General features: G+C 64.3%; 25 protein-coding genes, 1 tRNA gene and 1 pseudogene. 19 read left to right on the top strand and 8 right to left on the bottom strand.

Annotated features, from left to right (window positions below):
- Positions 1–8: 8 nt before the first annotated feature.
- The 5 genes from RBH77_RS07985 (at position 9) to RBH77_RS08005 (ending at position 6,114) form a co-directional block, all read left to right on the top strand.
- A complete protein-coding gene (locus RBH77_RS07985; RefSeq protein ID WP_311031603.1) occupies positions 9–356 on the top strand; it encodes a GFA family protein in 348 nt (115 codons plus the stop codon).
- 15 nt (positions 357–371) lie between these two features.
- On the top strand, positions 372–2,270 hold the full coding sequence (cobT, locus tag RBH77_RS07990) for a cobaltochelatase subunit CobT (protein WP_311031604.1): 1,899 nt from the start codon (positions 372–374) through the stop codon (positions 2,268–2,270).
- Positions 2,271–2,335: 65 nt separating this feature from the next.
- Positions 2,336–3,310, top strand: coding sequence for an esterase-like activity of phytase family protein (locus tag RBH77_RS07995; RefSeq protein ID WP_311032464.1), 975 nt, complete (start codon positions 2,336–2,338; stop codon positions 3,308–3,310).
- Between the two features lie 102 nt (positions 3,311–3,412).
- Positions 3,413–4,828, top strand: a complete 1,416-nt coding sequence (locus RBH77_RS08000) for a lipopolysaccharide biosynthesis protein (RefSeq protein ID WP_311031605.1) — start codon at positions 3,413–3,415, stop codon at positions 4,826–4,828.
- A gap of 2 nt (positions 4,829–4,830) precedes the next feature.
- Positions 4,831–6,114, top strand: coding sequence for a GNAT family N-acetyltransferase (locus tag RBH77_RS08005; protein ID WP_311031606.1), 1,284 nt, complete (start codon positions 4,831–4,833; stop codon positions 6,112–6,114).
- Positions 6,115–6,210: 96 nt separating this feature from the next.
- Here the strand turns inward: RBH77_RS08005 and RBH77_RS08010 are convergent, their stop codons facing one another.
- The 3 genes from RBH77_RS08010 to RBH77_RS08020 form a co-directional block, all read right to left on the bottom strand.
- Positions 6,211–7,098 (bottom strand): DMT family transporter, encoded by an 888-nt coding sequence (locus RBH77_RS08010; protein WP_311031607.1) that lies wholly within the window; start codon positions 7,096–7,098, stop codon positions 6,211–6,213.
- A gap of 110 nt (positions 7,099–7,208) precedes the next feature.
- On the bottom strand, positions 7,209–7,553 hold the full coding sequence (locus RBH77_RS08015; RefSeq protein ID WP_311031608.1) for a twin-arginine translocation signal domain-containing protein: 345 nt from the start codon (positions 7,551–7,553) through the stop codon (positions 7,209–7,211).
- A gap of 200 nt (positions 7,554–7,753) precedes the next feature.
- Positions 7,754–7,840: transfer RNA gene (locus tag RBH77_RS08020), tRNA-Leu, on the bottom strand.
- Positions 7,841–8,022: 182 nt separating this feature from the next.
- On the opposite strand from RBH77_RS08020, the gene RBH77_RS08025 reads away from it, so the two are divergent.
- Entirely contained in the window at positions 8,023–8,610 is a 588-nt protein-coding gene (locus RBH77_RS08025) for a YqaA family protein (RefSeq protein ID WP_311031609.1), read from the top strand.
- 28 nt (positions 8,611–8,638) lie between these two features.
- Entirely contained in the window at positions 8,639–9,157 is a 519-nt protein-coding gene (locus tag RBH77_RS08030) for a disulfide bond formation protein B (protein ID WP_311031610.1), read from the top strand.
- A gap of 19 nt (positions 9,158–9,176) precedes the next feature.
- On the opposite strand, the gene RBH77_RS08035 is transcribed toward RBH77_RS08030, so the two are convergent.
- On the bottom strand, positions 9,177–9,734 hold the full coding sequence (locus RBH77_RS08035) for an HNH endonuclease (RefSeq protein ID WP_311031611.1): 558 nt from the start codon (positions 9,732–9,734) through the stop codon (positions 9,177–9,179).
- 122 nt (positions 9,735–9,856) lie between these two features.
- Positions 9,857–10,522, bottom strand: a complete 666-nt coding sequence (locus tag RBH77_RS08040) for a DNA-3-methyladenine glycosylase family protein (protein WP_311032465.1) — start codon at positions 10,520–10,522, stop codon at positions 9,857–9,859.
- Between the two features lie 87 nt (positions 10,523–10,609).
- Between RBH77_RS08040 and gluQRS the strand changes: the two genes are divergently transcribed.
- Complete coding sequence (gene gluQRS / locus RBH77_RS08045) at positions 10,610–11,488, top strand: tRNA glutamyl-Q(34) synthetase GluQRS (protein WP_311031612.1); 879 nt, start codon at positions 10,610–10,612, stop codon at positions 11,486–11,488.
- On the opposite strand, the gene RBH77_RS08050 is transcribed toward gluQRS, so the two are convergent.
- The gene (locus RBH77_RS08050) at positions 11,485–11,772 is read right to left on the bottom strand and encodes a hypothetical protein (protein WP_311031613.1); all 288 of its coding nucleotides are present in this window, start codon (positions 11,770–11,772) and stop codon (positions 11,485–11,487) included. The two genes, gluQRS and RBH77_RS08050, sit on opposite strands and share 4 nt — an antisense overlap.
- A 147-nt stretch (positions 11,773–11,919) precedes the next feature.
- On the opposite strand from RBH77_RS08050, the gene RBH77_RS08055 reads away from it, so the two are divergent.
- Positions 11,920–12,822, top strand: a complete 903-nt coding sequence (locus RBH77_RS08055) for a DMT family transporter (RefSeq protein ID WP_311031614.1) — start codon at positions 11,920–11,922, stop codon at positions 12,820–12,822.
- Here RBH77_RS08055 and RBH77_RS08060 read toward each other — a convergent pair.
- Positions 12,789–13,664 (bottom strand): YihY/virulence factor BrkB family protein, encoded by an 876-nt coding sequence (locus RBH77_RS08060; RefSeq protein WP_311031615.1) that lies wholly within the window; start codon positions 13,662–13,664, stop codon positions 12,789–12,791. The genes RBH77_RS08055 and RBH77_RS08060 overlap by 34 nt on opposite strands.
- A 142-nt stretch (positions 13,665–13,806) precedes the next feature.
- Here RBH77_RS08060 and RBH77_RS08065 point away from each other — a divergent pair, with 142 nt between their 5' ends.
- The 7 genes and pseudogenes from RBH77_RS08065 (at position 13,807) to RBH77_RS08095 (ending at position 19,027) form a co-directional block, all read left to right on the top strand.
- Positions 13,807–14,640 carry an SDR family oxidoreductase gene (locus tag RBH77_RS08065; RefSeq protein ID WP_311031616.1) on the top strand — a complete coding sequence of 278 codons (834 nt, stop codon included), beginning with the start codon at positions 13,807–13,809 and terminating at the stop codon, positions 14,638–14,640.
- A 31-nt stretch (positions 14,641–14,671) separates the two neighbouring features.
- Positions 14,672–14,860, top strand: coding sequence for a twin transmembrane helix small protein (locus RBH77_RS08070; RefSeq protein WP_311031617.1), 189 nt, complete (start codon positions 14,672–14,674; stop codon positions 14,858–14,860).
- 10 nt (positions 14,861–14,870) lie between these two features.
- On the top strand, positions 14,871–15,446 hold the full coding sequence (locus RBH77_RS08075) for a cob(I)yrinic acid a,c-diamide adenosyltransferase (RefSeq protein WP_311031618.1): 576 nt from the start codon (positions 14,871–14,873) through the stop codon (positions 15,444–15,446).
- Between the two features lie 153 nt (positions 15,447–15,599).
- Complete coding sequence (locus RBH77_RS08080) at positions 15,600–16,349, top strand: electron transfer flavoprotein subunit beta/FixA family protein (protein WP_311031619.1); 750 nt, start codon at positions 15,600–15,602, stop codon at positions 16,347–16,349.
- A 247-nt stretch (positions 16,350–16,596) separates the two neighbouring features.
- Positions 16,597–17,526 carry an electron transfer flavoprotein subunit alpha/FixB family protein gene (locus tag RBH77_RS08085; RefSeq protein WP_311031620.1) on the top strand — a complete coding sequence of 310 codons (930 nt, stop codon included), beginning with the start codon at positions 16,597–16,599 and terminating at the stop codon, positions 17,524–17,526.
- Between the two features lie 113 nt (positions 17,527–17,639).
- The gene (locus RBH77_RS08090; protein ID WP_311031621.1) at positions 17,640–18,521 is read left to right on the top strand and encodes a 3-hydroxybutyryl-CoA dehydrogenase; all 882 of its coding nucleotides are present in this window, start codon (positions 17,640–17,642) and stop codon (positions 18,519–18,521) included.
- 45 nt (positions 18,522–18,566) lie between these two features.
- Positions 18,567–19,027, top strand: a pseudogene (locus RBH77_RS08095) (DUF1801 domain-containing protein).
- Between the two features lie 19 nt (positions 19,028–19,046).
- Here the strand turns inward: RBH77_RS08095 and tlpA are convergent.
- Complete coding sequence (gene tlpA / locus RBH77_RS08100; protein ID WP_311031622.1) at positions 19,047–19,724, bottom strand: thiol:disulfide interchange protein TlpA; 678 nt, start codon at positions 19,722–19,724, stop codon at positions 19,047–19,049.
- Between the two features lie 29 nt (positions 19,725–19,753).
- Between tlpA and argH the strand changes: the two genes are divergently transcribed.
- The 3 genes from argH to lysA are packed head-to-tail and all read left to right on the top strand — an operon-like array spanning position 19,754 to position 22,736.
- The gene (gene argH, locus RBH77_RS08105) at positions 19,754–21,175 is read left to right on the top strand and encodes an argininosuccinate lyase (protein ID WP_311031623.1); all 1,422 of its coding nucleotides are present in this window, start codon (positions 19,754–19,756) and stop codon (positions 21,173–21,175) included.
- 51 nt (positions 21,176–21,226) lie between these two features.
- The gene (locus RBH77_RS08110) at positions 21,227–21,427 is read left to right on the top strand and encodes a hypothetical protein (RefSeq protein WP_311031624.1); all 201 of its coding nucleotides are present in this window, start codon (positions 21,227–21,229) and stop codon (positions 21,425–21,427) included.
- Between the two features lie 43 nt (positions 21,428–21,470).
- Positions 21,471–22,736, top strand: coding sequence for a diaminopimelate decarboxylase (lysA, locus tag RBH77_RS08115; protein ID WP_311031625.1), 1,266 nt, complete (start codon positions 21,471–21,473; stop codon positions 22,734–22,736).
- The last annotated feature ends 67 nt before the right edge of the window (positions 22,737–22,803 follow it).

Below are 22,803 nucleotides of genomic sequence, written 5' to 3' on the forward strand. Positions count from 1 at the left end.
GAGACGGTTTGAGCTATCAGGGAAGCTGCCATTGCCAGGAAGTGCGCTTCGAGGTCGATGTCGACCTTGCGCACCCGATCACCTGCAATTGTTCCTACTGCCAGCGTCGGGGCAGCATCCTGGCATTTGCGCCCGCCTCCAGCTTCTCGCTGCAGAGCGGCGAAGGCAAGTTGACCGAGTACCGCTTCAACACGAAGAATATTCAGCATCTCTTCTGCTCCGTGTGCGGAATGGAATCCTTTGCCCGTGCGAAGGGTCCGGACGGGACGCCGATGGTTGCTATCAATGTGCGCTGCCTGGAAGGCGTCGATCCGTATTCGCTCGAGCCCACCAGGTTCGACGGTAGATCGCGCTGATCGTGATGTGACCCCATGGCCTCGGCAGGCGACAACATACGCACCAAGCCCAAGGCGGGCGGCGAGACGGACGTGCTGAAGCGCGCCGTCGGCGTCTGCATGCGTGCGATCGCCGGCGACCACGACCTTGAGGTCTCCTTCGCCAAGGACAAGCCGGCTCTGGCCGGCACGCATGCGCGGCTGCCCGATCTGCCGAAGAAGCCGACGCGCAACGATATCGGCATCACCCGCGGCCTTGGCGATTCCATGGCGCTCAGGCGGGCGCGGCACGATCCGCGCGTCCATGCCAGGCTGGCGCCGGAGGGCAAGCAGGCGCGCGCCGTCTATGATGCGGTCGAGCAGGCGCGGGTGGAAGCGATCGGATCGCGCGCCATGCGCGGCGTCGCCGACAATATCGCGCTGATGCTGGAGGACAAATACGCCAAGGCGAACCTTGCCCAGGTCTCCGAGAAGGCGGAAGCGCCGATCGAGGAAGCGGTGGCGCTAGTCGTGCGCGAGAAGCTGACCGGGCGGCCGGCGCCGAAAAGCGGCCGCAAGATGGTCGAGCTCTGGCGCGACTGGATCGAGGACAAGGCGGGTGGCGACATCGAGGCGCTGGCCGACAAACTCGACGACCAGCAGGCCTTCGCACGCGTCGTGCGCGACATGCTGGCCTCGATGGAGATGGCCGAAGAGCTTGGCGACGAGGACCAGTCGGAGGCCGAGGACGACGACCAGCAGCCCGAAGGCGAGGAGCAGGGCGAAGAGGGCGAGGAGGATGATTCCGGCGCCGACCAGTCCGAGGCGCAGGATTCGGAGGCCTCCGCAGAAGAGCAGGAGCAGGGCGAGACCGAGGCGAGCGACGCTTCGTCCGACGACGTTTCCGAGGATGAGGACGCCGACGCCGAGACACCCGGCGAGACCAGGCGCAGGGACGATCCCTTCGCCAACCTGCCGCGCGAGATCGACTACAAGGTCTTCACCACCACCTTCGATGAGACGGTCGGGGCGGAGGAGCTTTGCGAGGAAGAGGAACTCGACCGGCTGCGCGCCTTCCTCGACAAGCAGCTCGCCAATCTTTCGGGCGTCGTCGGGCGTCTCGCCAACCGGCTGCAGCGCCGGCTGATGGCGCAGCAGAACCGGTCCTGGGATTTCGATCTGGAGGAAGGGACGCTCGATCCGGCGCGCCTGGTTCGCGTCGTCATCGACCCGATGCAGCCGCTTTCCTTCAAGCAGGAACGCGACACCAAGTTCCGCGACACGGTGGTAACGCTGCTTCTCGACAATTCCGGCTCGATGCGCGGCCGGCCGATCACGGTCGCGGCCACCTGCGCCGACATTCTGGCGCGCACTCTGGAGCGCTGTGGTGTGTCGGTGGAAATTCTGGGCTTTACCACCCGTGCGTGGAAGGGCGGGCAGGCGCGCGAGAAATGGCTCAAGGACGGGAAGCCCGCCAATCCCGGCCGGCTGAACGACCTTCGCCACATCATCTACAAATCGGCGGACGCGCCGTGGCGGCGGGCGCGGCGCAATCTCGGCCTGATGATGCGCGAGGGGCTGCTCAAGGAAAATATCGACGGCGAGGCGCTTTTGTGGGCGCATAGCCGACTGATCGCGCGCCGCGAGCAGCGCAAGATTCTGATGATGATTTCGGACGGTGCACCGGTCGACGATTCCACGCTGTCGGTCAATCCAGGCAATTATCTGGAGCGGCACCTGCGCGCGGTGATCGACCTGATCGAGACGCGCTCGCCCGTCGAACTTCTGGCAATCGGGATCGGCCACGACGTGACGCGCTACTACCGTCGCGCCGTCACAATCGTCGATGCGGAGGAACTCGCCGGCGCCATGACCGAGCAGCTTGCCGCGCTCTTCGCCGAGGAGAGCACGCGCGAGACGCGACGTGCGGGCAGCGGGCTCAGGCGCGCGGGATGATGGCGGCCTTGCTCGGGTAGCCCTCCTTGAACAGATTTTCCGCCTTTGGCCGGTTTGCCGTCGTCATGCTGGCCGCCGCCAGCCTGCTCATTCCGGCATCGGCCGTGGCCGCGCCGCCGGAGCGGATGGAGGTGTCCGCGAGGCCTATCACACAGTTCCATATCGGGCACGACGAAACGCGTTTCGGACCGCTGACCTTCGTCGGTGGGCTTGAGATGACGTCGGATGCTCGCGATTTCGGCAGCATGTCGGCCTTCCGCTTCCGGAAGCCAGGCTCGGATTTCATCGGCGTTGCCGACACCGGCTATTGGTACTTCGGACGGATCGAGCACGATGCGGCGGGCCGGCCTTCCGGCGTCAGCCGCTTCACCATGCAGGCCATGGTCGATGTGGACGGCAATATCATCGGCAGGAAATGGCTGACCGACGCCGAGGGGCTGGGAATCAGGGGCGACATCGCCACCGCCGGTTTCGAGCGCAGCCATCGCATCTCCGAGTTCCGCATCGATCCGGCCGATATGAAGGCGCCGATCCGTGACCTCGATTTCCTGGTTCCGCGCAAGGAGCTGCGCATGAACAAAGGCTTCGAGACGATCGCCTATGCGCCGGAGGACGGCCCGCTCGAGGGTGCGCGCGTCATCGTCTCCGAGAAGAGCCTGGACGAAAACGGCAATCAGTTCGCCGCCATCCTCGAGGGGCCGGAGAAAGGCGTCTTCAGTGTCAAGCGCAGCGGCAAGTTCGACATCACCGACGGCGCCTTCCTGCCGAACGGCGATCTCCTGTTGCTGGAGCGATCCTTTTCTTACGCCGACGGGGTCGCCATGCAGTTGCGCCGCATCGACGGCAAGACAATCGCCAAGGGAAAACTCGCCGACGGGCCGGTGCTGTTCCAGGCCGACATGAGCTACCAGATCGACAATATGGAGGGGCTGGACGTCTGGCGGCGGGACGACGGGGCCCTGATAGTGTCCATTGTCTCGGACGACAACCAGTCGCTTTTGCAGCGTAATCTCTACCTCGAATTCAAGCTCGACGAGTAGCGCTTCGCCGGAACGACGCTACTTTACCGGGCGCACCCAACCGTTTCTTAAAGACTCCTGCCTTAAGACGGCTGGCGCAGAAGACATCTGGAGTGTGATCGAGTGCGCTTTTCCGCGGCTATGACGGCCGAACGGCTGTTGCCGGAGCGCCTCGCGCTTGCGGTGCGCCCGTCGCTTGCGCGCGTGGACGCCGTGCTTTTCGATACCGGCGAGCGCGGGCAGGCGGGACGCATGTCGCTCGCGGCCTTCTCGATCCGCATCGTCAGCGCCGTCATCGCCTTTTTCAGCCAGGTGCTGATGGCGCGCTGGATGGGCAGTTTCGAATACGGCATCTTCGTGCTCGTCTGGGTGGCGATGGTGATCGCCGGCAATCTCGCCTGTCTCGGCTTCGACACCTCGGTCGTCCGCTTTGTGCCCGAATACCGCGCAAACGGCCGGCTTGCCGAACTGCGCGGCATACTGCTCGCCAGCCGGCTCTTCGTCCTCGTCGCCGCCTCCTTCTTCACTGCCCTTGGGATTGCCGGACTTTGGCTGTTCTCGGGCAAGATGGAAGGCGTGTATTTCCAGCCCTTCCTGCTCGGCCTGTTGTGCCTGCCGATGATTGCGCTGTCCGATACGCTGCAAGGGGCGGCACGCGCGAATTCATGGGTCTTCTCGGCGCTGCTGCCGATCTATATCACGCGGCCTATCCTCATTCTGGTCTTCATGGCGGCGGCGCTCCTGGCCGGATACCCGGCCTCGGCTTCGATCGCGGTCCTGGCGGCGCTTGCCGCCACATACACAACGACGATCATGCAATTCGTCGGCGTCACCCGCCGACTGGATGCGAAGTTGCCGAAGGGGCCGCGCACCATCCTTTTTGGCCACTGGTTCACCGTCTCGCTGCCGATCTTCCTGGTGGAAAGTTTCTTCTTCCTCCTCACCAATGCCGACGTGCTGATGGTCGGCCATTTCATGCGGCCGGACGACGTGGCTATCTATTTCGCCACCGTGAAGACGCTGGCGCTCGTCCATTTCGTCTATTTCGCCGTCAAGGCCGGCGTCGCCCAGCGCTATTCCAAATTCACCCATGGCGGCAGCCATGCCGAACTCGCTGCCTTTGCGCGGGAGACCGTGTCCTGGACCTTCTGGCCTTCGCTGGCGATGGCACTGTTCGTGCTCGCCATCGGCGAGCCGATGCTGTCGCTTTTCGGCCCCGGATTCAGCGCCGGCTATCCGCTCCTGTTCGTGCTCGTCATCGGGGTCGTGGCGCGGGCGGCGGTCGGGCCGGCGGAAAGTCTTCTCACTATGAGCGGCCACCAGAATATCTGTGCCGCCGTCTATGCCTTGACGCTGGCGGTAAATGTCGGGCTCAACGTCCTGTTCATTCCCGCCATGGGATTATGGGGGGCGGCGATCGCGACCGCGGCGGCGATGGTGTTCGAAGCGGCCGCGTTGTCGCTCACCGTGCGGCGCAAGCTCGGCATCGTCATGGCGATCTTCCTGCCGCCGGCGCAATTAGAAAGAGTAGTCGAGTAACGATGGCTGCGGTTCCGGTACTGGAGGAGATGGCCGGCGGCCCGGCGGGCGCCATGATCTCCGAACTTGCAGGTCTGGCGGAAGGGCCGATGGAGCGCGCTCGCATCGAGTTCCTGACGGGCCGCCGCGCGGAACGCAGGCTCGCCGTATATCCGGCGTCGGCCGGCTTCGACCTCATCGATGAACTCGACCATCTGGCGGCGCGGGCGCTCGAGCCGAATGTCTTCTTCAACCCGCGCTTCCTGGCGCCGGCCATGCCAAGGCTGGAGGATCGGGAAGTGCGCCTCGCTGTCATCCGCGACGGCAGCGAATACAAGAGCCGGCTGAGGCTGCTCCTGCCGTTCTCCATAGAACGGCCGGCCATACCGCTCGGCGTTTCGGTCATGCGGAGCTGGTCGCATCCCTTCGGCCCGCTCGGTACGCCGCTGATCGACAGCGACAATCCCGGACAGGTGATGGACGACTTCCTTGCCATGATCGCGCGGCCGCATCTGAGGATGCCGAAAGTGCTAGTCCTGCCCGACATGCATCTCGATGGCGTCGTCGCGGGCGTGCTGCGATCCTTCGCCGCCAGCCGCGACCTGACTCTGGTTGCCACGGAGGAAGTCGAGCGCGCATTCCTTGAAAGCGAACTGGACGGTGAGGCCTATCTGAAGGCGTCGCTCAGGACACATCATTATCGAGAGTTCCGCCGGCTGAAACGGCGTCTGGGTGAAAAGGGCGCGCTCGAATACAGCATCGCGCGCCAGCCCGAGGAAATCCGCCGCGGCGTCGAGGCGTTCCTGACACTCGAGGCCGCCGGCTGGAAGGGACGCGAGCGTACCGCGATGGTGAGCGACCGTTACCGGGCGGCGTTCGCGCGCGAAGCGGTACATCTGCTTTCAGAACGGGACATGAGCCGGGTCCATACGCTTTCGCTCGACGGAAGGATTATCGCGGCGCTGATCGTCTTCATCGAGCAGGGCGTCGCCTATACCTGGAAGACCGCCTACGACGAAAGCTATTCGGCCTGGTCGCCCGGTACGCTCCTGATGATCGAGGCGACGAAAACGCATCTTGACGATCCGAACATACAGGCGACCGATTCCTGCGCCGCGCCCGACCATATCGTCATGGACCGGTTGTGGAGCGAGCGGCGGCGGATGGGGACGCTAGTGCTCGGCATCACGCCGCAGGCGGATCGCGCCGCGCGGCAGGCGGCCAAGCAGCTTCATCTCTACCGGGAGACGCGCAACATGGCCCGCCTCCTGCGCGAGCGGGTCAGGCAACTCGTCGGCCGGCGCTAGATCATTTCCGTTTTTCTGGGAATATTCACGCAAAACCGGTTCCCGCTTCGCTGGGATCGCTTTGGCGCCGACAATTCGACCGTGCGCTCTAAGGGATCAGGCGGAGCGCCGAGATGCTCCGGCGTTGGGCATCCGCCTTCGCCGCTCGGCTGCAAGGAGTGCCAGCGCAATGCCACCGACAATCCCTGCGGTTGCGATCAGAAGCCGCGCCGTCAGCGGTTCGCCGATGATGGCGATGCCTCCGGCGGCGGCGATGGCGGGAACCGACAGTTGCACGAAGGCGGCCTGGGTCCGCGAAAGGCTCGGCAGCACGCCATACCAGACGATGTAGCCGAGGCCGGAGGCAAGCGCGCCGGAAGCGACAGCATAGGCCAGCCCTTCCGCATTCGGCCGGACGGAAGCCACGCCGATTGCGATCAGCAGCAACCCCACCGGCGCGCAACGGGCGAAGTTCCCGGCAGTGTCGGCCACCGGCGCGCGTGATCCCCTGCCGATCAGCGAATAGGCACCCCATGCCAAGCCAGCGACGACCATCAGCAGGGCTCCTTTCAGCGGCGGCGCCACCAGGCCGGGGGAAACGAGGTAGACGAGGGCGGCAAACGCCACGCCCATCCCCAGCCATTCGAGCGGCGCGGGTCGGTCTCCCTTGACGATCGCCCAGGCGAGCATGCCGATCTGCACGCTGGCGAAGAGGATGAGGGCGCCTGGCCCGGCGCCGACCATGACATAGGCGACCGAGAACGCCAGGGCATAAAGCAGCAGGCATATGGCGCCTGACCAGCTTCCCTTTATCGCCGAGCGCATGGTCTTCGGCGGAGCGGCACGGAAAAGGGCGATCGCGGCCAGTACGACTGCCCCCGCGACGAGCCGGATGCCCGTATAGGCGAGCGGATCGATGTCGCTTTCGGAGAGCGCGAGCCTGGCCAGGATGGAATTGGCCGCGAAGGCAAGCATTGCGACCGATACCAGGATCACGACTTTCATGGCTGGGACGAAACCACATCGCTACGCCATTCGGCAAGCGTGGCGGCGGCCATTCGTATCGGGAACCTGAAAATGAGAACCCCGGCTTTCACCGAGGCTCTCAACTTGAACTACCGATAGTACCAGACCCAGGCCCGTTCGCGGTAGCAGCGTGTGTGCCAGCGGCCGTGGCGCCGGTAGCGGCGGCATACACGTCGCCAGACACGCTTTCTGTGCCGCCTACGGTGATGATGATGCCGGTCGTGGCGGCGGTGGTGGCGCCTGCGGTGGTCGACCAGTTCGACCTTCGCCTCGCCGCCATCGTCCGCGACATCGGTCGCCGAGGCTTCCAAATCATTCAGAATGCCGCCCGTGTTGGGCACGCCGGCAACGGCATCGACCGGCCGAACAACCGTCGTAACCACGGCGGCGCCGGCAAGACCCAGAACGCCGGTAAGGAATGTTCTTCGATCCATCGAAACCTCCAGTCCAAAAGCGCCCCTCGGGGTCATCATCGCGACAATGGCTGAACGGTTCCTGAACAGGCTCCGGGAGAGCAAATCGGCATGTTTCCGGGACCTCGAACCCACAGGGTTCGCAAGGGCGGCTGCCCGCCGGCTGGTCAGGCCGCCCATCGGAGCCGTGAGCGGAGCGAAACGGCGTGAGATCGAAGAAATGGTGCGGGTGGTCGGAATCGAACCGACACTCTGTCACCAGAACCGGATTTTGAGTCCGGCGCGTCTACCAGTTCCGCCACACCCGCGTCGAGACCGGGCCGAGCGCCCGGGACGGACGCGGACTATACGGTGAAGCGGTTCGCCGTCAACCGTTTCCACTGCTTTCCGGATCCGGCCGCGAGGCGTTGCCGCGATGATATGCCCTCCCGCGCGCGATTGCGTCCACGGTCAAATCTTTCTAGACAAGCTTGCCTTTGCGGGGAGCCCCATGCTGCGCAGACTTTACGACTGGACCATGTCGCTCGCCGCGCGGCCTGCCGCCGAGGCCTGGTTGGCGCTGATCTCATTCGTCGAAAGCTCGATCTTCTTCATCCCGGCCGACATCCTCTTCATTCCGATGACGTTGTCGCGGCCGGAGCGGGCCTGGCGCTACGCCTTCGTGGCAACGGCTACGTCGGTGCTCGGTGGTATCGCCGGCTGGTATCTCGGCTATTTCGCTTTCGAGGCGGTCGCCCGCCCAATCCTCGAATTCTACGGCAAGCTCAATGCCTTCGAGGCGATGCGCGATTCGGCCGACGCTTCGACCATTCTGCTTTTGCTTATCACTTCGGGGCTCGCGCATCTGCCGCCGATCAAGGTGGTGACGATCCTGTCGGGCGCCATGCATGTGAACATCTGGCTGTTCATCGTGGCGGCGCTGGTGACGCGCGGCGCGCGCTTCTATTTTCTCGCCTGGCTGCTTCGCCGCTATGGCGAGCCGATCCGCCATTTCATCGAGAAACGCCTTGGTATGATCGCGGGGGTGGCGGCGGCTGTCGTTATTCTGCTTTATATCCTCTACAAATATCTGCACTGATCCTTCGACCAGCCCACGGAAAATCGAAATGGCTTCGCTCACCGCTCCTACTGACCGGACGCAGATCCGCGCCGCTATCTTTCTCGCGCTCGCCATGGCGGCGACGGTCGGGGGCGCGCTCGGCTTCCAGTATCTGGGCGGCTTCATCCCCTGCAAGCTCTGCCTGGAAGAGCGTATCCCCTATTATGTCGGCGTGCCGGTCATGGTGCTGGCGGCGATTTCGGCCGGGCTGCGCTGGCCACCTGTCGTAACGCGCGTGCTGCTCGCCATCGGTGGGGCGCTGATGGTGTGGAGTCTCTATATGGCCGTCTATCATTCCGGCGTCGAATGGAAGTGGTGGCCGGGGCCGACCGATTGCGGCGCGGTGGAAGCGCCCTCGACCGGCGGCAAGGGAATTCTCGATTCGCTCAACACCTTCGTTCCGCCGGCCTGCGACGAGGCGGCCGGCCGCTTCCTCGGCCTCTCCTTTGCGGGGTGGAACGCGGTTGCCAGCCTGATCCTGGCGGGCGTCGCGTGGTGGAGCGCCTTCCGGCGCAAATGCGATTGAGGATCGGGTGGGAGCCGGGTCAGGCTTCCAGCTCGACATCCCAGTAGAGATAGTCCATCCAGCTTTCGTGCAGGTAGTTCGGGGGGAAGAGCCGGCCGTTGTTGTGCAGGTCGTGTACCGTCGGCTGATAGGGCTTCTGCCTCGGCCACATCTTTGCCTGCGCCGGCATGTGGCCGCCCTTCTTCAGATTGCAGGGCGAGCAGGCGGCAACCACGTTCTCCCACGTCGTCGCGCCGCCGCAACGACGTGGGATCACGTGGTCGAAGGTGAGGTCTTCATGCCTCCCGCAATACTGGCACTGGAATCTATCGCGCAGGAAGACGTTGAATCGGGTAAAGGCGGGGTGCCGGCTCGGCTTCACGTAGCTCTTCAGGCTCACCACGCTCGGTATCTTCATCGAAAACGAGGGCGAGGAGACGGAGTGTTCGTATTCGGCGACGATGTTGACGCGCTCCAGGAACACCGCCTTGATCGCGTCCTGCCAGGACCAGAGCGACAACGGGTAGTAGCTGAGCGGGCGGTAATCCGCGTTCAGCACCAGAGCAGGCATGCCATCGGGAGAGACGGCGATCGTCACAAACTCACCTCCTGGAATCATTCCCGAACCGATCGGCGCGGATAATGTAAGCCCGGGATGACAGTCTTGTGAAGCAGGAAAACGCCGCACGGAAAGTACAATTCGGCGCGATTTCTCTTGATCTATGCAGGGTTAGCCGGGAGCCCCGTCACCGGGGCGGCGTCCCGTCCCCTTGTCTCGCGATAATAGGCCCAGAAGAGCCGCGCGGCGACGCCGCGCCAGGGCGACCATGATTCGGCGAGCTTGATGAGCGGCTTTTCACCGGGCCGCGGATCGATGGCCAGCGCATGGCCCACGGCGGTCTGGAGCGCGACATCGCGCGCGGGGAAGATGTCGGGATGGCCGGCGGCGAAAAGCAGATAGACCTCCGCCGTCCAGGCGCCGATGCCATGGACGGCGGTGAGAGCCTGCATGGCTTCGGCGGGATCGAGGCGGCAAAGATGGTGGAGGTCGAGTTCTTCATGCGCGACCGCGTCCGCCACGGCCAGAAGCGTGCGCTGCTTCGGCCGCGACAGGCCGGCCTCGCGGAAGATATCCTCGCCGGCGGCAAGCACGCCTTCAGCGTCGAGCGGATCGACGAGGCGTATGAGCCGGCCGAAGATGGCGTCGGCGCTGGCACGCGAGACCTGCTGCGAGACGATGATGGAGGCGAGGCTGCGGAAGCCCGGCTCGGAGAGCCTGAGCGGCACCTCGCCGGCCATCTCGCGCACGCGGACGAGCCGTGCGTCGGCTGCGCAGAGCGCATCCAGCCCCTGATATACGTGTTCCAGTGTTTCGATGCGCTGCATTCGCGGGTTTACGATCTGCTTGTCCTCGACCGGGCGGCAAAGTAGCAATCGGCTGGTGACCCGTCCAACCCGCTTTGTCAGCATGAAATGAGCAGCCCGCGCGTCTTCCGCTTTGCCCCCAGCCCGAACGGGCGGCTGCATCTGGGACATGCCTATTCCGCGCTTCTCAACCGGAAGCTGGCGGATGAAGCCGACGGATGGCTGCTCCTCCGGATCGAGGATATCGACCAGGTGCGATCCGCCGCGGAATTCGAGCGCGGCATATACGAGGATCTCGCCTGGCTGGGGATCGGGTGGGAAGAGCCGGTGCGCCGGCAATCCGAACATATGGACGCCTACCGCGTCCATCTCGACCGGCTGATCGCAGGGGAATTCGTCTATCCGGCCTTCATGAGCCGCGGCGACATCCGCGCTCATATCGCGGACACGCAGGCTTCCGGCGCGCCATGGCCGACCGATCCGGATGGAGCGCCGCTCTATCCTGGCGTGGACCGCCTCTTGTCGGCGCGCGAACGGAAACGGCGCATCGAAAGCGGCGCGCCCTTCGCGTGGCGGCTCGACATGGCGCGCGCGCTTCAGCATGTCGCGAAGCCGTTCTCATGGCAGGAGGGCGGGCGCGGGCCCACGGGAGAGACAGGCGCCGTGCCTGCCGACCCAGCCATCTGGGGCGACGTGATCCTGGCGCGCCGCGAGATGCCGACCAGTTACCATCTTTCGGTGGTAACGGACGATGCCTTGCAAGGGGTGACCGATGTGGTGCGCGGCCGGGATCTTTTCCACGCCACCGCCATTCACCGGCTGTTGCAGGAATTGCTCGACCTCCCTCGACCGCGCTACTTCCACCACGATCTCGTTCTTGGCGAGGATGGGCGCAAGCTGTCCAAAAGCCGAGGAAACACGGCGCTTGCCGCGCTCAGGGCGGAGGGCCGGACACCGGCGGAGGTACGTCGGATGGTTGGGCTCTAAAGCCGCGCCAGACCGGCCTTGATCGCGGCAAGAATGCCGAGGCTGGCGAAGGCGCCGACAAGCCCGGTGGCGACCGCCATCTTCAAATCGTAGAAGTGGATGCCGTAGAGATTGGCCACGAAAATGCCGAGGAAGAAGCCGGCCGTCACGACGATTGTGTTGCCGATCGGCCCGAATCCCTCGGCGCCGAGCAGGCCGTCGAGGGCCATGCCGAAAATGAAGGAAAGGATGGCGACGACCGTGAAGGCCATCATCAGCCAGGTGGGGTCAAGGTTCATCAGCATGGTTCGTCCTCTCGGGAACCGCCGGCGCACCCATTCCGCGCTTCCCGGTAAGAATATGGCCCAATCGTTTCGTTTTGATTATCGGAATGATCGGCATTAGAGGCACGTGCTCCGTCTGTTTCCCCGATTCCAACCTGAAGTGTCGGCATGAATGTCCTCTCCAGACTTGCACCCGGCCTCTTCGTCATCCTTTGGGCCACCGGCTTCGTTGGCGCGCGCTACGCCATGCCGTGGGCAGAGCCGTTCACCTTCCTGGCGCTGCGCTTTTCATTCGCCTTCCTTCTGTTCGTCGCCCTGGCCTTCGCGCTAGGCGCCAAATGGCAGGGCGGGCGCGACGCCCTCAACGCGATGATCGCGGGCTTCCTGATGCAGGGTGTCTATCTCGGCGGTGTGTTCTGGGCGATCCATCGCGGCATGCCGGCGGGCCTCGTCGCGCTGATCGCCGGGCTGCAGCCGCTCATCACGGCGATCCTAGCCGGTGTTCTTCTTGGCGACCGCATCCTCGCGCGGCACTGGGCCGGCATCGCCATCGGCTTCGCCGGCGTGGTGATCGTGGTGCTGCCGAGCCTTCAAGGCGGGGTGGGCGGCGTGACGGCAGCCACGCTGCTCGCCTCCGTGATCGCCGTCATCGCCATGAGCGCCGGCACGATCTGGCAGAAGCGCCATGGCGGGAGCGACCTGATCACCGGAACGACCTGGCAATATCTCGGCGGATTGGTGCCGATGATCGCCGGTGCGCTTTTGTTCGAGGACCGGCATGTCGTCGTGAACGGCGAGTTCGTCTTCGCGCTCGCCTGGCTCGTGCTCGTGCTCTCGGTCGGCGCGATCCTGCTCTTGATGCTGATGATCCGCGAGGGCGAGGTGGCCAAGGTCGCCTCGCTTTTCTACCTCGTCCCGGCCGTGACCGCGATCATGACCTGGGCGCTTTTCGACGAGCGGCTGACGCCGCTCCAGATCGGCGGAATGGTCGTCACCTGCCTCGGCGTGGCGCTCGCCACCGGCGCCCGGACGGCCCTTCAGTCGGGCACGCGGGCGCGCGCCTCCAGATAGCGGCGGATCGCGGCGTTGAGTTCGCCGCCCATGATGAAGATCGCCGACACGATATAGAGGAAAACCACGGCGATCATGATGGAGGCAAGACCCGCATAGGTCGCCACATAGGATGAGAAGCGTTCCAGATAGGCGGCGAAGATCGTTGAGCCTGCGACCCAACCGACCAGCGTCAACAATATGCCCGGCACGATATCGACGAAACGACGCCGGCCGGCGGGCAGCCAGAAATGCACGGCGATCAGGCCGAGCACGATGACGATCGACGCGATGACGAAGCGCCAGAGCGTGATCGTGCCAAGATAGGGTTCGATCCAGTCGAGGCGGCGCGCGGCGATATGCACCGCGATCGGCGTGGCGACCAGAAGAACGCTGATGGCGAAAAAGCCGAGCGTAGCGATCAGCACGAAGACGAGGCTCTGGGTGCGGCGGTAGAGAAAGCTGCGGGTTTCGGTGACACGGTAGGCGCGGTTCAGCGCCACGCGCAGCGCCTCGATACCGTTCGATGCGAAGAAGGCGGCGGCGAGCACGCCATAGGTCAGGAAGTCGCCGCGCTGCACGGTGAGCACCCGCTGCACCTGGCGCGAGATCGGCTCGGCGATCTGTTCGGGCCAGGTATCGAAGACGATATGGACGGCGGTATCGGAAAAGGCATGCGCTCCCAGAAAGCTCGCCAGAGCGGTGGCGAAGATCAGGAAGGGGAAAAGCGCCATCAGTGCCGTAATGGCGAGATGGCTCGCCATCGACCAGCCGTCATCATTGTTGAAATGGCCGAGCGCGTCGCCCAGAATGCGCTTCAGGGCGGCCACCCGCCGCAGGATCTCCACGCCGGGGCGTCTCATTCCATAAAAGCCATCGTTCGATTGTTACTCCGCCGCGAATATGGGAAGGATTGGACTTCGATAGCATAGATTAGGGCAAACGCCTCGATCTGCGAGGTTGTGCCTCCCGCCATGCCGAAGCCCCGCTAGTCCAAAGAACCGGATGGAAGAAAAGCGAATCATCCTCGTCACCGGCGCGTCTTCCGGCATCGGCGCCTACTGCGCCCGGCAGCTTGCCCGCGAGGGATGGCGGGTGATGGCGACCGCGCGGCGGCCGGAAGACATCACTGCGCTCGACCGCGACGGGCTGGAAGGTTTTTACCTCGACTACCGCGATCCATCCTCGATCGAGAAGCTTGTCGCGGCGGTGCTCGAAAGGACCGGCGGCCGGCTCGATGCGCTCTTCAACAATGGCGGTTACGCGCTTGCCGGGGCCGTGGAGGATATTCCGGTCGAGGCACTGCGCGACCAGTTCGAGGCGAATTTCTTCGGCTGGCACGACCTGACGCGCCGTATCGTTCCCGTCATGCGGGCGCAGGGGCATGGCCGTGTTGTGAACTGCTCGTCCATCCTAGGGCATGTTCCGCTGCGTTATCGCGGCGCCTATTGCGCGTCGAAATATGCTCTGGAAGGGCTGATGCTCTGCCTCAGGGCGGACCTTGCCGGCTCGGGCATCCATGTTTCGCTGATCGAGCCCGGGCCGATCGAATCGAAGATCGCGCTCGCCGGTGCGACTATCTTCGAGGGTCACATCGATATCGAAGCTTCCGTGCATCGCGACGCCTACCGGGCGCAGATCGAGCGCCTTCGGGCCGGCAAGGGCAGGTCGAGGCTGAAACTGGGTCCCGATGCCGTCTACCGGGCGCTTCGTCATGCACTGGAGGCGGAGCGGCCCAAACCGCACTATCCGGTCACGCTGCCGGCAAGGGCCGGATTCTTTCTGAAGCGTATCCTGCCCTCGGCGATATTCTATCGCATGGTCGCGGGACAGGGTTGATTTCGGCCGAGAAAAGGTAGTTAACCCGGATATGTCCACCGCCTTCAAGTTTCTTGCCATCATCGTCATCGCTGCCGTCGTGATCGTCCTGGTGCGCGGCCTCTTCAACATGGCACAGGGCGGTCCTCCCTCGAAATCGAACAAGCTGATGCAGATGCGCGTGCTGCTGCAGTTCATCGCCATCGTGCTGGTTCTTCTGGCGGTCTGGTTCACGCGCTGAGGGAGACATCATGGTCGTTCTCAACAGGATCTATACCCGGACCGGCGACGATGGCACCACCGCGCTGGGCAGCGGCGAACGACGGCCGAAATTCGACCTGCGCGTCGAGGCCTATGGCACGGTGGACGAGGCCAATGCCTGCATCGGTGCCGCCAGGGTGCATACGGCCGGCACCGAACTCGATCCGATGCTCGGCCGTGTGCAGAACGACCTCTTCGATCTTGGCGCCGATCTGGCACGGCCGGATACGGGCGAGAAGCTCGATTTCGAGCCGCTCAGGATCGTCGCCTCTCAGGTCAAGCGGGTAGAGGCCGACATCGACACGCTGAACAAGAGGCTCGACCGCCTGCGCAGCTTCGTTCTCTCCGGCGGCTCGCCGGCCTCCGCCGCTCTGCACCTTGCGCGCACCGTGGCGCGGCGCGCCGAACGGCTCATCGTCGAACTCGCCGGCAAGCCCGGCGAAACGGTGAGCAAGGAGGCGCTGCAATATATCAATCGCGTGTCGGATTTCCTTTTCGTCGCCGCCCGCATCGCCAATGACGATGGCAAGGCCGATGTACTGTGGGTGCCCGGCAAAAACCGCTGAGAAAAACCGGTGAGGTCGGGCTGCAAACGGCGCTCCGCTGTGCTTCGGTGACGCCGTTTTATCGATTGAATGTCGGCCTCGGACTAGCGACGGCGGAAAACCCGTGTTATCGGCGCGGCGACAGGTTCTAGGATTTCTGAGAGGTTGAAGCGGATGAAAGTTCTGGTCCCGGTGAAGCGGGTTGTCGACTACAACGTCAAGATCAGGGTGAGGTCGGACGGCACGGGCGTCGAACTCGCCAACGTCAAGATGTCGATGAATCCGTTCGACGAGATCGGCGTCGAAGAGGCGATCCGGCTGAAGGAAGCGGGCAAGGCGGAAGAGATCATCGTGGTTTCGATCGGCCCGGCGCAGGCGGCGGAGACGATCCGTACCGCGCTTGCCATGGGTGCGGACCGCGGCATCCTGGTCAAGGTCGACGGGCCGGTGGAGCCGTTGGCTGTCGCCAAGATCCTGAAGGGCGTGGTCGAGAGCGAGAAACCGGAACTGGTCATTCTCGGCAAGCAGGCGATCGACGACGACGCCAGCCAGACCGGACAGATGCTGGCGGCCCTGCTCGGTTGGTCGCAGGGTACCTTCGCTTCCAAGGTCGAGATCGACGGCGGCAAGGCCAAGGTGACGCGCGAGGTCGATGGCGGCTTGCAGACGGTCGAACTGAAGATGCCGGCGATCGTGACGACCGACCTCAGGCTGAACCAGCCGCGCTACGCCTCGCTTCCCAACATCATGAAGGCCAAGAAGAAGCCGCTCGACGAGAAATCGGCCGCCGATTACGGCGCCGACGTCGCGCCGAGGCTGAAGGTCCTGAAGACCGAGGAACCGGGCGGCCGCAAGGCGGGCGTCAAGGTCAAGGACGTGGCGGAACTGGTCGACAAGCTCAAGAACGAAGCTGGAGTATTGTAGGAGTTTCAGGTGCGTCCTTCGAGGCTCGCCCTTTGAAGGATGCGCCGCTTCGGGCACTGCCCTGCGGGCTCGCACCTCAGGATGAGGACCGCAGGATGCCCTGACAGCGGTTCAGGGCATGGCAGCCGGAATGGCACCCACCTCCCTCATCCTGAGGTGCGAGCCCGCAGGAACTGGAAGTTAAGGAATATAGCCTTGGCGGGCGAGCCTCGAAGGACGCACCAAGGCACCAGAGAAGGAAGCGGAAATGGCCATTCTTTTGATCGCCGAACACGGCAACGACCACCTCTCCGACCAGACCGCGAAGGCGCTCTCGGCGGCGCTGAAGATCGGTTCGGACGTCGACGTGCTGGTTGCCGGCAAGGGTGCCAAGGCGGCCGCCGACGCCGCCGCCAAGCTGAAGGGCGTGCGCAAAGTGCTGCTGGCCGAGGCGGACGAACTCGCCGAGCGTCTCGCCGAACCGCTGGCTGCGCTGATCGTCTCGCTGGCCGGCGGCTATGACACGATCGTCGCGCCGGCCACCACCACGGGCAAGAACGTGATGCCGCGCGTCGCCGCGCTGCTCGACGTGATGCAGGTGTCGGAGATCATCGAGGTGGTGTCGCCCGATACGTTCAAGCGGCCGATCTATGCCGGCAACGCCATCCAGACGGTGCAGACGAGCGACGCCAAGAAGGTGATCACCGTGCGCACCGCAGCCTTCCAGGCGGCAGGAGAGGGCGGTTCCGCTTCCGTCGAGACGGTTCAGCCGGCTGCAAACCCCGGTCTTTCCACCTTCATTGAGAACCGGCTGTCGGAGAACGACCGGCCGGAACTCACCTCGGCGAAGATCATCATCTCGGGCGGACGCGCGCTCGGCTCGGCGGAGAAGTTCCAGGAGGTGATCCTGCCGGTCGCCGACAAGCTCGGCGCGGCGGTCGGCGCCTCCCGCGCGGCGGTCGATGCAGGCTATGCGCCCAACGACTGGCAGGTCGGACAGACCGGCAAGGTGGTCGCCCCCGATCTCTACATCGCCTGCGGTATCTCCGGGGCCATCCAGCATCTCGCCGGCATGAAGGACTCGAAGGTCATCGTCGCTATCAACAAGGACGAGGAGGCGCCGATCTTCCAGGTCGCCGATTACGGCCTTGTCGGCGATCTCTTCGTCATCCTGCCCGAATTGCAGAAGGCGCTTTGACGGGTCTCGGCGTTCAGTATTAAATACGAAGGGCGGGGTAGACGAAGTCACCCCGCCCTTTTAGTTTGCGCTGCACAAAAATCGGGCGGACTGCCCAGGGCAGGATCGGTGTAATGAGCGGCAAGATCGCGACGGTAGGTATTGTTGGTGCTGGCCAGATGGGGAGCGGCATCGCGCATGTCGCCGCGCTCGCCGGTTATGACGTATTGCTGCACGATGTGTCGGCCGAGCGGATCGAGCACGGCATCGCCACCATCAACGGCAACATGGCGCGTCAGGTCCACTCCGGCAAACTCGAGGAAAAGGTCCGGCAGAAGGCCATCAGCCGTATAGTGGCCACGTCCCAGATGGACAAACTCGGCAGCGCCGACCTCGTCGTGGAGGCGGCGACCGAGGACGAAACGGTCAAACGCAAGATCTACGCCCAGCTTTGCCCGCTGCTCAATCCCGAGGCGATCCTCGCCACCAACACCTCCTCCATCTCGATCACGCGCCTCGCCTCCCAGACCGACCGGCCGGAGCGCTTCATCGGCATCCATTTCATGAACCCGGTGCCGCTGATGAAACTGGTGGAACTGGTGCGCGGCATCGCAACCGCCGACCAGACATTCGAGGCGGCCAGGGGCTTCGTGCAAAGCCTCGACAAGACCGTGACGGTCGCCGAGGACTTCCCCGCCTTTATCGTCAACCGCATCTTGCTGCCGATGATCAACGAGGCGATCTATACGCTTTACGAGGGAGTCGGCTCGGTCGAGGCGATCGACACGGCCATGCGGCTCGGCGCCAACCATCCGATGGGACCGCTGCAGCTTGCCGATTTCATCGGCCTCGACACCTGCCTTTCGATCATGCAGGTGCTGCATGAGGGGCTGTCGGATTCCAAATACCGGCCCTGTCCGCTTCTGGTGAAATATGTCGAGGCCGGCTGGCTCGGCCGCAAGACGGATCGCGGCTTCTACGACTATCGCGGCGAGCATCCGGTCCCCACAAGGTAGGGCCGCCGAACGATCGTATCCGCGTCGGCATATGGAGCGAATGCCATGGCCAACGAAAAAACCGCCAGATCGACGAAAGCCGCTTCCAAACAGGACGGGCCTGCGGTGCCGGTCCTTCTCTCGGGCGGCAATCCCCAGATCGCGAAGGGTTACGGCGATGGCCCGGTGCAAGCCTATATCGCGGCCATGCCCGGCTGGAAAAGCGCGGTCGGCCGCCGCTTGGACGCGCTGATCGAGCGCACCGTTCCCGGCGTGCAGAAGGCGTCAAATGGAACTCGCCTTTCTACGGGATGGAAGACCAGGGCTGGTTCCTGAGCCTTCACTGCTTCACGAAATACATCAAGGTGACGTTCTTTCGTGGCGCGATGCTCGATCCGCTTCCGCCTGGAACCTCCAAAATGAAGGATGTGCGCCATTTCGATATAAGCGAGGACGCGGAATTCGACGAGGCGCGGTTCGCTGACTGGGTGAAGCAGGCCAGCGAACTTCCCGGTGAGCGGATGTAAGCCGGTCGCTGCCTTGCCCTCAGCCGCCCGCGGCGGTGTCGATGAAGCTTTTCGCCTCGGTGCTCGCCCATGCGGCCGGCCCGTTCATGTGGGTCATGAGACAGCCATCCTTGTCGATCAGGAGTGTCACCGGCAGGCCGAGTGCCAGGCCGCGATCCTTCAGTTCGTTGAAGAGCGCCATCGTGTGGTCGCTGTAATAGGCGAGCGTGGTGGCGCCGGTCTCGGCCAGGAATTTCTTCGGCTTGTCGTCGCCGCCGGTGTCGGCATTGACCGCGACCACCTGGAAGCCGGACCCGCCCTTTTCCTTCTGCAGAGCGTCAAGTTCGGGCATCTCGGCGCGGCAGGGCGCACACCATGTCGCCCAGAGGTTCATGAGCACGGTCTTGCCCTTGAAATCGGCGAGTTTGAGCGGCTTGCCGTCGGGGCCGTTGAAGGAGAGCCCGGCGAGGCTCACCGGCGGGCCCGACGCGGACATCGCCGCCACGCTGCCGGTTGCGGCGGCAGCGAGTTTCTTCGCTTTGTCCGCCTTCACCGCGCAGCCGTCCGGAGCCGAAGCTTTAGTGCTCACGGTCTCGGCCGGATTGTTGCCAGAGGGCCGTTCCGTCACGTATAGGGCAAATCCGGCCACGACGATGCAAAGGGCGATCAGGGTCGCCACGATGCGCGCCGCCGGCCAGGATTTCGTTCCGTCCGACATTTCCAATCTCCTTCCGACCGGTAAACATGATGAGTGAAAAAAAGGCCAGCAATCAGATGTGGGGCGGACGATTTGCCTCGGGTCCTTCGGCGGTCATGGAGGCGATCAATGCCTCGATCGGTTTCGACAGGAAGCTCTACGCCGAGGACATTCGCGGCTCGCTGGCGCATGCGGCGATGCTGGCGAAGACCGGCATCCTGTCGGCCGAGGATAGCGAGAAGATCGCGCGCGGGCTCAACACGATTTCGTCAAAGATGGACGAAGGCAGGTTCGAGTTCTCGAAGCGGCTCGAGGACATACACATGAACATCGAGGCCGCGCTTGCCGAACTGATCGGACCGGCGGCCGGGCGGCTGCACACGGCGCGCTCGCGCAACGACCAGGTCGCGGTCGATTTCCGGCTTTGGGTCAAGGAGGAGACGCAGCGGGTGGCGGCGGCCTTGCAAGCGCTCATCGCCGTGCTGCTCGACCGTGCCGAGGAACATGCCCAGACCGTCATGCCCGGCTTCACCCATCTGCAATCCGCGCAGCCCGTCACCTTCGGCCATCATCTGATGGCCTATGTGGAGATGTTCGGTCGCGACCTCTGGCGGGTACGCGATGCGATCGAGCGCATGGACGAGAGCCCGCTCGGAGCCGCCGCGCTCGCCGGCACGGGCTTCCCGATCGACCGGCACATGACGGCGAAGGAACTCGGCTTCCGCGAACCGACGCGCAACTCCATCGATTCGGTCTCCGACCGCGATTTCGCGCTGGAATTCCTGGCGCTCGCTTCGATCGCCGGCGTGCATCTGTCGCGCATGGCGGAGGAGATCGTCATCTGGTCGACGCCGCAATTCGGCTTCGTCCGTCTGTCCGACTCTTTCTCCACCGGCTCCTCGATCATGCCGCAGAAGAAGAACCCGGACGCCGCCGAACTGGTGCGCGCCAAGACCGGCCGGCTGAACGGCCATCTGGTCGCGCTGCTGACGGTGATGAAGGGGCTGCCGCTCGCCTATTCCAAGGACATGCAAGAAGACAAGGAGGCGGTCTTCGACGCGGCCGAGACGCTCGACCTGATGCTGGCCGCGATGACCGGCATGATCGGCGACCTCGTCGTCAACGAAGCCGCCATGAAGAAGGCGGCGGGTGCCGGCTATTCCACCGCGACCGACCTTGCCGATTGGCTGGTGCGCGAGGCGGGGCTGCCCTTCCGCGAGGCGCACCATGTCACCGGCCGCGCTGTGGCGCTTGCCGAGGACAAAAGATGCGGGCTGGAGAAGCTGCCGCTGGCGGAGCTGCAGGCGATCCACCCGGCCATCACGGATGACGTCTATTCGGTGCTCTCGGTGCGGAATTCGGTCAGGAGCCGCACCTCGTTCGGCGGCACCGCGCCGAGCGAGGTACGCCGGCAGATCCGCTATTGGCGCAAGCGGTTGAAACAGGGTGCGCGCCCGGGCAAAGTCCGCTAAACAGCTTCAACGAATTCGCAAACGGACAGGCCCATGAACCGGCGCAGGCTGATGGCTTCTTTCGCACTTTTCGGCGCCACCGCGCTCCTGGCGACCGCCTGCGGCAGGCGGCCGACCGAACTCGACACGCCCTACGAGGCGGCCGTGGACGCGCGCAAGGAGGCGAAAGACCAAAAGAAGGTGCCGCTGCCGCCCGAGCCGAAGAAACCGGAGAAGGACAAGCGCTTCTTCCTCGACGGTTTGATCGACTGACTTCCCCACAAATTACCCCGCTAATTCCGCCATGGGGGCTTTCGTGAATCATTTCCACTACCGCGACGGCGTGCTCCACGCCGAGGATGTGCCGGTGCCCGCGATCGCGGCTGCCGTGGGCACGCCGTTTTATTGCTATTCCACCGCGACGCTCACGCGGCATTACACGGTTTTCGCCGGTGCTTTCGCCGGCCTGGACACACTCGTCTGCTACGCGCTCAAGGCGAATTCCAACCAGGCGGTGATCAAGACGCTGGCGAAGCTCGGCGCCGGCGCCGATGTCGTCTCGGAAGGCGAATTGCGCCGCGCACTGGCCGCCTCCGTACCACCTGAAAAAATACTCTTCTCAGGCGTCGGCAAGACTGCGCGCGAAATGGATTTCGCGCTCTCCGTCGGCATCCATTGCTTCAACGTGGAATCGGAGCCGGAACTCGACCTTCTGTCGGCGCGTGCCGTCGCGATGGGCAGGACCGCGCCCATATCGCTCCGCATCAATCCCGATGTCGATGCGCGCACGCACCGCAAGATCGCCACTGGCAAGGCCGAAAACAAGTTCGGTATCCCCTTGCGGCGGGCACGGGACATCTATCGGCGCGCCGCAGCGCTGCCGGGCATCGAAGTGGCCGGCGTCGACATGCATATCGGCAGCCAGATCACCGAATTGCAGCCCTTCGACGACGCTTTCAGGCTTCTGGCGGAACTCGCCACGGCGTTGAAAGCCGATGGGCACGATATCCGCCATGTCGATGTCGGCGGCGGGCTCGGCATCCCCTACCGGATAGACAACGATCCGCCACCGCTGCCCGACGCCTATGCGGCTATCGTGCGCAGGAACATCGCGCCGCTCGGGCTGAAGGTGATGTTCGAACCGGGGCGGCTGATCGTCGGCAATGCGGGGATACTGGTCTCGGAAGTCATCTACATGAAGCATGGCGACGGCAAGGATTTCCTGATTGTCGACGCGGCCATGAACGACCTCGTGCGTCCGACGCTTTATGATGCGTGGCATGACATCCGCTCCGTCGTCGAGCCGGCGCCGGACGCCGTGCACGGAGTGGTCGACGTGGTCGGGCCGGTCTGCGAGACGGGCGATTACCTGGCGCTCGAGCGCGACCTGCCGGCACTGGAATCGGGCGACCTGATCGCAGTCGGAACCGCCGGCGCCTATGGCGCGGTACAGGCCGGCACCTACAACACGCGGCTTCTCGTGCCCGAAGTGCTGGTCGATGGAGACCGCTACCATGTGGTCAGGCCGCGCGGCAGCTATGAGGAACTGATCGGGCTGGATTCGTTGCCCGAGTGGTTGTGAGGGGAGTGGCCGAAGGGCGAATGGGGCAGCCACCATCGCGCGCGTTAGGTTGGCCGGCGAAAACGTG

This window comes from Mesorhizobium koreense, from assembly GCF_031656215.1.
Taxonomy (GTDB): Bacteria; Pseudomonadota; Alphaproteobacteria; order Rhizobiales; family Rhizobiaceae; genus Mesorhizobium_L; species Mesorhizobium_L koreense.